The sequence below is a fragment of the Halopseudomonas sp. genome, assembly GCF_038130085.1.
Taxonomy (GTDB): domain Bacteria; phylum Pseudomonadota; class Gammaproteobacteria; order Pseudomonadales; family Pseudomonadaceae; genus Halopseudomonas.
Map to the genome: position 1 here is coordinate 180,283 of NZ_JAYPMU010000001.1, position 11,656 is coordinate 191,938.

Annotated in this window: 10 protein-coding genes; 4 read left to right on the forward strand and 6 right to left on the reverse strand. The window is 60.3% G+C overall.

Translation table 11 applies throughout. The features are described from left to right. Genes nudC through AAFM31_RS00855 form a run of 3 tightly spaced genes read right to left on the reverse strand, consistent with a single transcriptional unit; the run spans position 1 to position 3,362 of the window. Positions 1-840, reverse strand: coding sequence for an NAD(+) diphosphatase (gene nudC, locus AAFM31_RS00845; protein WP_341705998.1), 840 nt, complete (start codon positions 838-840; stop codon positions 1-3). Next, positions 837-2,507 carry a ferrous iron transporter B gene (locus AAFM31_RS00850; RefSeq protein WP_341705999.1) on the reverse strand — a complete coding sequence of 557 codons (1,671 nt, stop codon included), beginning with the start codon at positions 2,505-2,507 and terminating at the stop codon, positions 837-839. The genes nudC and AAFM31_RS00850 overlap by 4 nt, the downstream gene beginning before the upstream one ends. 42 nt (positions 2,508-2,549) lie before the next feature. After that, positions 2,550-3,362, reverse strand: a complete 813-nt coding sequence (locus tag AAFM31_RS00855) for a crotonase/enoyl-CoA hydratase family protein (RefSeq protein WP_341706000.1) — start codon at positions 3,360-3,362, stop codon at positions 2,550-2,552. 353 nt (positions 3,363-3,715) lie between these two features. On the opposite strand from AAFM31_RS00855, the gene nhaB reads away from it, so the two are divergent. Continuing rightward, positions 3,716-5,209: a sodium/proton antiporter NhaB gene (gene nhaB / locus AAFM31_RS00860; RefSeq protein ID WP_341706001.1), complete on the forward strand. Its 1,494-nt coding sequence runs from the start codon at positions 3,716-3,718 to the stop codon at positions 5,207-5,209. A 58-nt stretch (positions 5,210-5,267) separates the two neighbouring features. Here nhaB and dnaQ read toward each other — a convergent pair whose 3' ends face one another. Genes dnaQ through AAFM31_RS00875 form a run of 3 tightly spaced genes read right to left on the reverse strand, consistent with a single transcriptional unit; the run spans position 5,268 to position 7,218 of the window. Next, positions 5,268-5,993: a DNA polymerase III subunit epsilon gene (gene dnaQ, locus AAFM31_RS00865; protein WP_341706002.1), complete on the reverse strand. Its 726-nt coding sequence runs from the start codon at positions 5,991-5,993 to the stop codon at positions 5,268-5,270. A 2-nt stretch (positions 5,994-5,995) separates the two neighbouring features. Beyond that, positions 5,996-6,448, reverse strand: a complete 453-nt coding sequence (gene rnhA, locus AAFM31_RS00870; protein ID WP_338213504.1) for a ribonuclease HI — start codon at positions 6,446-6,448, stop codon at positions 5,996-5,998. After that, entirely contained in the window at positions 6,445-7,218 is a 774-nt protein-coding gene (locus tag AAFM31_RS00875) for an SAM-dependent methyltransferase (protein WP_341706003.1), read from the reverse strand. Before AAFM31_RS00875 ends, rnhA begins: the two co-directional genes overlap by 4 nt. Positions 7,219-7,291: 73 nt before the next feature. Between AAFM31_RS00875 and gloB the strand changes: the two genes are divergently transcribed. The 3 genes from gloB (at position 7,292) to AAFM31_RS00890 (ending at position 11,641) form a co-directional block, all read left to right on the forward strand. Continuing rightward, positions 7,292-8,071 (forward strand): hydroxyacylglutathione hydrolase, encoded by a 780-nt coding sequence (gloB, locus tag AAFM31_RS00880; protein WP_341706004.1) that lies wholly within the window; start codon positions 7,292-7,294, stop codon positions 8,069-8,071. Positions 8,072-8,134: 63 nt separating this feature from the next. Continuing rightward, positions 8,135-9,691: a LysM peptidoglycan-binding domain-containing protein gene (locus AAFM31_RS00885; protein ID WP_341706005.1), complete on the forward strand. Its 1,557-nt coding sequence runs from the start codon at positions 8,135-8,137 to the stop codon at positions 9,689-9,691. A gap of 126 nt (positions 9,692-9,817) precedes the next feature. Continuing rightward, positions 9,818-11,641: an extracellular solute-binding protein gene (locus AAFM31_RS00890; protein ID WP_371832998.1), complete on the forward strand. Its 1,824-nt coding sequence runs from the start codon at positions 9,818-9,820 to the stop codon at positions 11,639-11,641. The last annotated feature ends 15 nt before the right edge of the window (positions 11,642-11,656 follow it).

Genomic DNA, 11,656 nt, shown 5'->3' on the forward strand with positions numbered 1-11,656 from the left:
TCAGCCCGGCACCGGCGGCTGTTCAACACCCGCCTGACGTGCAAGATAACAATCGATCAGCCAACGCGAGATAGTGCCGCGCGGCGGAATTTTCGGCAGGTCGTCGATCGAACACCAGTAGGCTTCTTCGATTTCGCCCTCCTGAGGAATGATCTCGCCACCGGCGTACTCGGCGTGGAAACCGAGCATGAGCGAATTCGGGAACGGCCAGCTCTGGCTACCGAGGTACTCGAGATTGCTGACCTCGAGGTTGACCTCTTCCTTCACCTCACGGTGCAGGCACTCATCAACGGACTCGCCTGGCTCAATGAAACCTGCCAGGGTGCTAAAGAAACCGGGAGGAAAATGCGGTGAGCGCGCCAGCAGCACCTCGCGACCACGCGTGATCAAGACAATGATGCAAGGCGCCAGTTTGGGGTATTCGCGCCGCTCGCAACGCAGACACTCCATTGCCCGCTCATCTTCACGGGCCTGCATCGGCTCGCCACAGCAACCGCAGAATCGATGACTTTGATACCAGGCATTCAGTTGCTGAGCGACACCCAGTAGCCGGAACACCTGGTCATCCACCTGGCCGACGAGCGTTCGCAGACCATGCCAGCTGAGCCCGGGCATATCCAGGCTTTCACTCAGGTAGATCAACTGACAAGGACGCCCGTCAACCAAGCCCAGCGGCAGACGGTGCCCGATGTCACCGAAGTACATCGCCTGATCCGGATCATGCAACAGACTGCCGTCGTACATTGCAAACTGGTTCTGATGAAAAACAACCACAATCCCGTCGCGCTGTGCGGCGGCATCCAGCCGCGCGGCGGGTTGAAACAAACGGAAGGATCTCATTCGGACGTATTCCCCGATACGGCGTATCCCAGCTCTGCCATGCTTTCCTCCGCCAGCGACAGCACATCGGCCGTCGCCACGGTCGCACGCTCGGCCGACTCCAGATAAAACTCAATGCTGGTCAACGCATCGGCCAGCACCTCAAGCTGCGCATCAGCCGGTACTTGCTTGCGCTCCAGCATGGTCTCGCGGATGAAGTTGGCGGCCATGTTGATGATGCTGGCCGCCCGGCCCATCCCGAGGAAAACCAGACCGCCACGCACCGTCTCAAGCGACGGCGGGACGTTCAAAAGGTGCATGGCGTCGTTGCCCGACTCCATGTACGCAGTAATTGCACGCTTGGCCAAAGCCAATCCAGCTTGTGACTCTTCAATCAAAACGATTCGAGCTTCCTTAAGCTCCAGCGGCTCCCCGAACTCACCCTCGGCGGCACTTCCAGCGTCAGCGCCCATTGCGGTGGAGTCCAGGCGATTGACGGCCGTCTCGGCTCGCAGAACCGCATCGGCAACCTGCTCGAGAATATCCAAACGATCTGGCTGCCAGTCAGTCAGCTGCCCACCGATCGCCTTGATCGCCTCGGACTCGGCCTTGAGATCCAACATCGACAGCGTCTTCCACAGTCGATCAAGGCCGGAAGAAAGGCTTTCCAGCGACTGATCAGCATCGCCAGCATTGCGCGCCAGTAGGTCAAGCAGATCCTTGATCGCGTTGACCTCTTCACGCAACGCTTCGGCGACCGAGCGCATGACGTCGATACTCGGCCCATGCAGACGCGCAAAGGCCTCGTTCAGTTCGTACTCGGTAAATCCCGGATCGGGCAGCTTATAGGCCGTACTGACTTCAACGCAGCGCTCACAGCTGGAGTCAGCCAGTGCAACCATGTACAGCAGTTCACGTAACAGCGCTTCGTTCATGCGGTGGCTGGCACCGGACGCCAGCGCATTACGGATCTCGCGATCAAGCAGCGCGAACAGTTTCTTGCGCGTGGGCGTCAGACTCAACGGCGTCTGCTCAAGCGCCTCAAGTGCTGCGCCGGCTACCCAGCACAGCGTCGCCATTCGCGAACCGAGGCTACTTTCAAACCGTGCCAGAGAGCGCTGCATCAGGGGTACCGAAGCAGCCAGCCCGTCATCACGGAGCAAGCCGAGCAGTCCCAACTGATACATTTGACGCAGACGCCCGAATACCTTGGCGTCACCCGGCTCGTTGGAGCCCGGGCGAAACCCTGCGGGCAAGCCGGCAACCGGCAACGGATAGAAATGGCCGTCCGGCAACGGCGGGACGCCCGAGCGATGCTGACGCATCTGGTTGATCATCGGCAGTAACAGTTCGGGACGCTCACGCCCCTGCTGGCGCGCCTGATCCAGATAACGTTGCAGCAGGAACAGCGCATCGCACAGCGCCGACAGCGGCTCATTGCGCTCTTCGCCATCGTGGACAGGAATGTCCATCGCCAGGCCAACCATTTCGTCGAGCAGCAGCGCCGCTCCCTTTAGCTCGATCAGCGCCAGCGTGCCGCGTAACTGCTGCAGCCCTTCGATCGACTGCTGTAGCAGGCTACCGTCCTGGCGATCTTCGAGGAACTGCTGCAGCAGACTTTCCACTTCGGCCATGCTGGCGAAGAGTTCGTCCCTGACAAGATCCAGTGAAGTGGTACCGGTCAACATGGCATTCAGTCTCCCACCATCCCTGCGTAGCGCGATTGTCGATCAGTCTGCAAACTCGGGAGCTTGCTTGCTCATGTGGGCCATGACGGCAGCCTTGAGGTCATCCGACTGTAACATCGCTGCGTTCCAGGTGGCGATGTAGTTCAGACCGTCCTCAACACTGTGGTCACGACTGAAGCGGATCATTTCCTTGGTACCGCGGATGGCCAGCGGCGACTTGGCTGCGATGCTTTGCGCAATGTCCATGACACCAGCCAGCAGTTGCGCGTAATCAGCCCAAGTGCGGTTAACCAGCCCGATGCGAGCGGCCTCGACACCGTCCACGGCTCGGCCTGTATAGGCCAGCTCCCGCATCATGCCATCGCCGATGATGCGCGGCAAACGCTGCAAGGTGCCAACGTCGGCCGCCATGCCCATGTCGATTTCCTTGATCGAGAAGCTGGCGTCCTCGGTGCTGAAACGCATGTCGCAGGCGCTGATCAGGTCAATCGCACCGCCAATGCAGTAGCCATGTACCGCTGCGATAACCGGTTTGCGGCAACGGTCGATAACATTGAAAGATTCCTGCAGCTGCAGGACGTTGCGACGGATCGCCTCAGCCTTGCGGCCAATGTCCTTTTCCATGTCGCTGGCGGCTTCCGCCAGCATCTGCAGGTCGATTCCCGCAGAGAAGTGTTTGCCGGCGCCGGAAATGACCGCACAACGCACTTCCGGCGTTTCGTCGACCCAGTTGAATACATCGACCATTTCCAGCCAGAAATCGCGATTCATGGCGTTGATCTTTTCCGGGCGGTTGATCTGGATATGAGCCACTTTGCCCACCTGTTCAACCAGCAACGTCTTGTAATCCGGCATATACGACCTTTTTTCTTGTAGAAAACACCTGACGCCTGACCCGAGTCTGACTCAGGTCAGCGACCACCTTTGAATAGTTGCATTAGCATGACTATATCAAGCTGACGCTCAAACTCCATAAACAAATACTCAGCAAGCTCGCCTAACATACTGAAAATGCGACGCGCTTGGACTCCTGAGCTGCACCGAAAGTAGGCCCACTAACGACCATCGACGGGGCAGCCAATCCGGCGCCGGTGGTTTATGCTTGCGTCGAGCCGATGAGAGCACGTCGAACAATCCCTTTCCGTCAGGACGACAGAGCCAAGGGGGCTGTTCGACGCACTTTCCACAATTGAAACAGGACTTTCAACATGTCTGAAGCCATGCTACCGGCGTTGGCGCATAACTTCCTGGGCCAGGCGCCCGGCTGGTACAAGCGCACCATCATCGCCTTCCTGCTGCTCAACCCTTTGGCTATGTGGCTGCTTGGCCCCTATCTGACGGGCTGGCTGCTGATCATCGAGTTTATTTTCACCCTGGCAATGGCGCTTAAATGCTACCCACTGCTACCCGGCGGTCTACTGGCGCTGGAGGCGTTGGCTATCGGCATGACGTCACCCGAGGCGCTCTATAAAGAGGTACTGGGCAACTTCCCGGTGATCCTGCTGCTGATGTTCATGGTCGCAGGCATCTACTTCATGAAGGACCTGCTGCTGCTGACCTTCACCAAGCTGATTCTCGGCGTACGCTCAAAGTCAGCCCTTGCATTGCTGTTCAGCCTGGCAGCCGCAGTGTTGTCGGCCTTTCTGGATGCGCTGACGGTCACCGCGGTCATCATCACCGTGGCAGTCGGGTTTTATGGCGTATATCACAAGGTCGCGTCAGCTGGCCCCAGCGAGGGCGCCAGCGTTGATCCCGACGAAAACCCGCTGCACCGCGAGCACCTTGAAGAGTTCCGCGCCTTTTTGCGCAGCCTGTTGATGCACGGCGCGGTCGGTACCGCGCTGGGCGGCGTCTGTACGCTGGTCGGCGAGCCCCAGAATCTGTTGATCGCAGGCGTGGCTGGCTGGGACTTCATCGAGTTCTTCAAGCTGATGGCACCGGTGAGCATGCCGGTGCTGGCTGCCGGGCTGCTGACCTGCCTGTTGCTGGAGAAAACCAGCTGGTTTGGCTACGGCGCCCGCCTGCCTCGCCCTGTTCGCAAGGTACTGGAAGACTTCGCCGCTGCCGAGCAGGCCAAGCGCAAGGCACCTCATAAAGCGGCGCTGCTGGTGCAAGCCATCGCCGCCGTCCTGCTGGTCATCGGCCTGGCGCTGCATCTGGCCGAAGTCGGCTTTATCGGTCTGATGGTGATCATCCTGATTGCCTCGTTCAACGGCATCATCGACGAGCACCAGATCGGCAAGTCCTTCCAGGAGGCCCTGCCGTTCACCTCACTGCTGGTAGTGTTCTTTGCCATCGTTGCGGTGATCCATGAACAGCACCTGTTCAGCCCGATCATCCACGCAGTGCTGGCGTTGCCACCTGAACAGCAGCCAAGCATGTTCTTTATTGCTAACGGCGTGCTGTCGATGATCAGCGACAACGTATTCGTCGCTACCGTCTACATCAGCGAAGTCAAGCAGAGCCTGGATGCCGGCGAGATAACCCGCGCTCAGTTCGAGCAACTGGCCATTGCCATCAATACCGGCACCAACCTGCCTAGCGTGGCCACCCCGAACGGTCAGGCTGCCTTCCTGTTCCTGCTGACCTCAGCAATCGCACCGCTGGTGCGCCTGTCCTATGGACGCATGGTATTCATGGCCCTGCCCTATACGCTGGTGCTCGGTGGCGTCGGTCTGATCGCTGTGACCTACTGGCTCTAGAAACAAAAATGCCCCGCTGTCTCCAGCGGGGCATTTGGTGGTTCAGTAGCCTTTTTGCCTACTGCTCCGGCGCTCCACGCCAGAGTGCAAATCCAGCTGACTTTTCTACCGCTGCCAGACGCTGATCATGCGCTTCCAGCTCCTCGGCGCTGGCGCGCAGCACACGCAACTGCTCACGCAGCGCAGGGTCAATCCGCCGAATTACACTGACATCGTGACCTTCACCACCCTCGCCCTGACCGTGGGCTGCGAGCGAGAGCGCCGTCTGGCCACCGGTCATGATCAGATAGACGTCGGCCAGAATCTCCGCATCAAGCAAAGCGCCGTGCAGTTCACGCTGCGAGTTGTCGACACCGTAACGCTTACAGAGGGCATCCAGACTGTTGCGCTGCCCCGGATGCTTCTCCCGCGCCATGGCCAGGGTATCAAGCACGCTGCAATGATCGGCAACCAATCCGTGCCCGCGATTGAGGCGCGTCAGCTCGCTATCGATAAAGCCAACGTCAAACGCGGCGTTGTGGATGACCAGACGCGAGCCGGAGATGAAATTCATGAAGTCATCAGCGATGTCGGCGAAAACCGGCTTGTCAGCAAGAAACTCCAGCGAAATCCCGTGGACCGCTTGTGCGCCCTCATCAATATCGCGTTCGGGATTGATGTAGACATGGTAGTGACGGCCGGTCAGACGGCGATCGATGACCTCGACACAGCCGATCTCGATGATCCGGTGGCCTTCCTTGTGCTCGATACCCGTCGTTTCGGTATCCAGTACCACTTCACGCATGCTTAGCCCTTCCGTTCTTTCAATACGTGTTCGACACCAAGGTTGGCCAACTGGTCGGCCAGCTCGTTTTCCGGATGGCCGGTATGGCCGCGCACCCAGCGCCACTCAATCTCATGCTGACTGACCAGTGCATCAAGCTGCTGCCAAAGGTCGACATTCTTGACCGGCTGCTTGCTGGCGGTCTGCCAATTGCGCTTCTTCCAGTTCGGCATCCATTCACGGACACCTTTCATGACGTACTGCGAGTCGGTCGTCAGAACCACCGTCGCAGGCCGTTTCAACGCTTCCAGCCCGCGAATAGCTGCCGTCAGCTCCATCCGATTATTGGTGGTTTCCGGCTCACCGCCGTACAGGCGCTTCTCGTGCGGCCCCAGCCGCAACAGCACGCCCCAGCCGCCGGGGCCAGGGTTACCCTTGCATGCCCCGTCGGTATAGATTTCGATTGCTTGACTCATCTACCTTCCCGTTTGTGTGCCCGCCGGCTTCCCGCAGCCAAAGGTGGCATCACCAATGCCGGGAATACCCTTCCGCGTTCGCGCTGCGGCGTTACACCGAGCATCTGGCGCCGCGCCAGCAGACAATAGAACCCGCCACCAGGCAGACAACGACGCTGCCCCAGCGACTCCATGAAATCGAGTCGCTGTAACCAGGTGCCGGATGCGAGCGGCGGACGATAGCACCCATCGATGCGTTTCTCCACCGTAAAGCCAAGCAGCTCGAGCCAGTCGATCAAACGCGCCGGACTGACAAAGCCGGCTTCCCCAAACCAGCTCCTGCCGAAGTAATGCTGCCAGCCCCAGGTACTCCAGGGATTGAAGCCGAAAATGAGCAAATGACCACCTGCCCTGACGGTCTGGCTGGCCTCCCGCAGCAAGGCCCGCGGCGACAGACTGAAATCCAGACCGTGATGCAGCACCACCACGTCCAGCGCCTGCGGCGCGAACGGCCAGTAGGCCTCATCAACAGCGATACTCTCACCCTGCCCGAGCATGTCCAGGTGCCAGCAGTGGCGCAGCACCTTGGCCTCCGGCGCCAGCAGACCGGGCGCCAGGCCGTACTGCACCAGATGTTGACCAAAGCAATTGGGCAGCAGCTCTCGCTGCGCGCTGCATTCAGCCTGCAGCAGCATCTGACCCGCCGGCTCTGCCAACCACTGGCGCGCCTCCTGCAGCAGGCGCAGCAGGTCGGTCTGACTGATCGAGCGTTTCGCTTCGCTGATCTCCATTACCACTCCACAGGGCTTGGCCCTCAGGCACAATTCGCTAAGATAGCCCTACACGTTAAGGAAAAGCTGCCTCATGTCCACCTTTATCGCGCTACCTGCTTTTAATGACAACTACATCTGGTTGCTGGTCGACGAGCAGCGTCAACAAGTCGCTGCGGTTGATACGGGTGACGCCAAGCCGGTTATCACCTGGCTGGGGCGCAATCCGGAATACAGCCTTTCTCACATTCTGATTACGCACCACCACCCGGATCATGTCGGCGGCATCAACGCGCTCAAGGCGGGTACCGAATGCAAGGTCTGGGGCCCCGAGGCAGAAACCATTCCCGGCCGTGATCGCGCGCTCAATGATGGTGACACGATCAGCCTGTTCGGCCTGACGCTTGAGGTCATTGCTGTGCCGGGCCACACCCTTGGCCACATCGCCTTTTTTTGTCACAACGACGGTGACCCGTGGCTGCTGAGTGGCGACACCCTGTTCGCCGGTGGCTGCGGGCGGCTGTTCGAAGGTACCGCGGAGCAGATGCACCATTCGCTATCGCGTCTTGCTGCCCTGCCTGACAACACTCGCATTTACTGCGCCCACGAATACACCCAGGCCAACCTGCGCTTCGCCCGCGCAGTGGAGCCGGATAACACTGACATCAAGGTACGCCTGGAAGTGGTCGAGGACCTGCGCGCAGCCGGCCGGATGACGCTGCCGACGGATCTGGCGCTGGAAAAGCGCACCAATCCCTTCCTGCGCTTTGACTGCGACGCTGTGACGCAAGCGGCCAGCCAACAGGCCGGTGCAGCCGTGACTCCCGGGGTTGAGACGTTCGCCGCAATACGTGCATGGAAGGACCGCTTCTGAGCAATGGTGCCTTGACCCTCCCCGGGGTGCTCCATAGAATCGACCTCATTTTGGGGGTCGTACATGCGTCGTGTGGTATCTGCCATCTTGCCCAGAGTGCTGTCAGCAGCGTCCCTCGGTGGTCTGCTGCTGATTGCCGGCTGTCAGACCACCGACACCAGCGGCCACCGCCAAAGCGGTCCGGAATATAGTGCTCCCACAGCGGAACGCTCCCCCTCGCCGTTCCGCACGCCCAGCGTCGAACCCATCGCCACCCTGCCCGCCGAGATCAAGCCGCACACGCTGTGGGGGCGCATTCGCTCCGGTTTCAGCCTTGATCCCGCCGCCATCGACAACCCGCGCATCGATCAGCAACGCATCGCCTTCGCCAACCAGTCTCGCTACTTCGAGCTGACCTCCGCGCGCGCGCAGCGTTATCTGTACTACGTTGTCGAACAGCTCGAAAGCCGCGACATGCCGCAGGAACTCGCCCTGCTGCCATTTATCGAGAGCGCCTACAACCCACAGGCCATCTCCAGTGCCCAGGCTGCTGGCCTCTGGCAGTTCATTCCGTCCACCGGCCGCAACTTTTCCCTGCGCCAGGACTGGTGGTACGACGGTCGCCGTGACGTAACCGCCTCCACCCAGGCAGCCCTCGATTACCTGAGCCTGCTCAACGAATACTTTGATGGCGACTGGCTACTTGCGCTGGCTGCCTACAATTGCGGCGAAGGCTGTGTCGGCCGCGCGATCAAACGCAACGAAGCGCTGGGGCTACCGACCGACTACTGGAACCTCCAGCTGCCGCGCGAAACCATGAACTACGTGCCCAAACTGCTGGCACTGGCGCAGATCGTTGATAGCCCGACCGCTTACGGCGCCGTGCTGCCAAGCTTGGCCAATGAACCCTACTTCGCCGAAGTAACCCTCGACCAGCAGATCGACCTGCGCAAGGTCGCGGAACTGGCCGACGTTTCCACCGACGAGCTGCTGAGCCTCAACCCGGCGTTCAATCAGCGCGTCACCGCGCCCAACGCCGAGTACCAGTTGCTGATTCCGGTCGACCGTGTCGACCAGTTCACCGAGGCGCTTGCGGAGCTGCCTGCCGATCAGCGCATCAACTATCAACACTACCGTGTGCGCCGTGGCGACACCCTGTCACAGATTGCCCGCCGCCATCAGCTGAGCGTCAGCGCGATCCGCGACGTCAACGATATCAATGGCAGTCTGTTGCGCGTCGGCCAGACGCTGATGCTGCCGCAGTTCAGCGACCCGCCAGCCAGCACCACAACGGCCAACCGTCAGGTAGCCAGTGCAGCGCAGCTCCGCTACCGGGTACAACCGGGCGACAGCCTCTGGAATATCGCCCGCACCCACGGCACCACGGTCAACCGCATCAAACGCGACAATAACCTGCAGAGCAATGCACTGACGGTCGGCCACACATTGATGCTCGCCGCTGACAACGCCAGCCAAGCCCGCAGCAACGACGGTCGACGCATTGCCTATACGGTCAAATCCGGTGATTCGCTGTACACCATCGCCCAGCGCTTCAATGTGCATGTCGACAAAATTCGTGACTGGAACGAGCTTGGCCGCTACCTGCAGCCGGGCCAGCAGCTGACCCTGTTCGTCCCCTGAGCGACCGGGCTTCCGCCCGGCTGCGTCGCCATGTTAGCGTTGGCACATCGCTGACGGCTGCCGGCAAGAACTGGTGAGTGGCCGTCAACCAACGGCCATTCCATCGCGCGGAACTCCATGTCGCTGCTGTCCCGAACGCTTCTGCTGACACTGCTGCTTGCCACCGCTCTGCCCAGCTGGGCCACGCTGTATCGCCAGCACGGCTACTCACTCTACGGCCAGCCCCAATACCCGGAAAATTTCGAACATCTGGACTACGTCAACCCGGATGCCCCCAAGGGTGGCACGCTGCGCGTGATGGGCAGCGGCACCTTCGACACCCTCAACCCCTATACCCTGAAGGGCACCAGCCCGATCAACACCGGCGACTTTGCGCAGCTTGGTATCAATGAGCTGAACGAGCCGCTGATGGCCGGCAGCGGCCTCTACGATCCGTCCGGTGACGAGCCCTACTCTGCCTATGGTCTGATCGCCGAAAGCCTGGAATTCGCCGACAACCGCAGCTGGGTCGTATTCAACCTGCGCCCCGAGGCCCGTTTTCACGATGGCGCGCCCATCACCGCTGAGGACGTGGCGTTTTCCTACCGCCTGCTCAAGGAGCAGGGCCATCCCAACTACCGTTCGGTCCTGCAGGATGTCAGCCGTATCGACATCCTCGGCGAGCGCCGTATCCGCTTTGTATTCAACCGCCCCGGCAATTCGCTGCTGATTCTGCGCCTGGGCGAGTTGCCGGTGCTGCCCGCGCACTACTGGCAGGGCCGCGACTTTGCCAGCACGACGTTTCAAGCCGGCCTAAACAGCGGCCCCTACCGAGTAACGAGCGTTGACCCGGGCCGCAGTGTGGTATTCGAACGGGTGAAAAACTACTGGGGACGCGATCTGCCGATTAACCGTGGCAAGTACAACTTCGACCGCATGGAAGTGGAGTTCTACCGCGACAACAACGTCGCCTTCGAGGCCTTCAAGGCCGGCGAGTTCGATCTCTACATCGACCACAAAGCCAGCAACTGGGCCAATGCCTACCAGTTCCCGGCGGTTGCCAACGGCGACATTCTCAAGCGCGAGATCACTCACCAGATTCCCAGCCCGACCCAGGCGATGTTCTTCAACACCCGGCGCACACCGTTCGACACCCTCGCCCTGCGCAAGGCGCTCGGCATGCTGTTTGACTTCGAGTGGTCCAACCGGGTGCTGTTTTACGATGCCTATCAGCGCTCCCAGAGCTACTACCCCAACAGCCCCTTCAGCGCGACCGGTGTGCCTGCCGGACAGGAGTTCCTGTACCTGTCACCGCATCGCGAGCAACTGCCACCGGAACTCTTTCTGGAGCCGTTCAGTCTACCTGTGACCGATGGCCGGGGGATCCCGCGCGAGACACTGCGCGAGGCGGTAGAGCTGTTTGCCGAAGCCGGCTGGAAACTGCGCAGAGGGCGCCTTGAGAATACCGAAGGAGAACCGCTGCGCTTTGAAGTGCTGCTGGTCAACTCCAGTCTGGAACGGATCCTGCAGCCATATCGGGCAAACCTCGCACGACTGGGAATCGAGATGCAGATCCGTACCGTCGACCGGGCACAATACAAGGCACGCTTGGATCAGTTTGACTACGACATGATTCTGACCACCCTGCCACAGGGACTCTCACCCGGCCTGGAACAGATCAGCTACTTCCACTCCAGCCAGCGCAGCGTAAAAGGCAGCCGCAACTACGCAGGCATCAACAACCCGGTGGTCGACGAACTGGTCGAACGCCTGAGCGCCGCCAGCAGTCGCAGTGAGCAGATTGCAGCAGCGCGCGCACTCGACAGGGTACTGCTGTGGAACCACTATACAATTCCGAACTGGTATATAAACTACCACCGCATCGCCTACCGGAACTGGCTGCGCACACCGGACATACCGCCATACACGCTGGCCATCCGCAGCTGGTGGAAAGACCCGGCAAGCAACTAGAAAAACAAGGGATCT

Bases quoted from the DNA above. Each gene is read 5' to 3' on its own strand.
- nudC (WP_341705998.1), bottom strand. From the start codon at position 840: ATGAGATCCTTCCGTTTGTTTCAACCCGCCGCGCGGCTGGATGCCGCC.
- AAFM31_RS00850 (WP_341705999.1), bottom strand. From the start codon at position 2,507: ATGTTGACCGGTACCACTTCACTGGATCTTGTCAGGGACGAACTCTTC.
- AAFM31_RS00855 (WP_341706000.1), bottom strand. From the start codon at position 3,362: ATGCCGGATTACAAGACGTTGCTGGTTGAACAGGTGGGCAAAGTGGCT.
- nhaB (WP_341706001.1), top strand. From the start codon at position 3,716: ATGTCTGAAGCCATGCTACCGGCGTTGGCGCATAACTTCCTGGGCCAG.
- dnaQ (WP_341706002.1), bottom strand. From the start codon at position 5,993: ATGCGTGAAGTGGTACTGGATACCGAAACGACGGGTATCGAGCACAAG.
- rnhA (WP_338213504.1), bottom strand. From the start codon at position 6,448: ATGAGTCAAGCAATCGAAATCTATACCGACGGGGCATGCAAGGGTAAC.
- AAFM31_RS00875 (WP_341706003.1), bottom strand. From the start codon at position 7,218: ATGGAGATCAGCGAAGCGAAACGCTCGATCAGTCAGACCGACCTGCTG.
- gloB (WP_341706004.1), top strand. From the start codon at position 7,292: ATGTCCACCTTTATCGCGCTACCTGCTTTTAATGACAACTACATCTGG.
- AAFM31_RS00885 (WP_341706005.1), top strand. From the start codon at position 8,135: ATGCGTCGTGTGGTATCTGCCATCTTGCCCAGAGTGCTGTCAGCAGCG.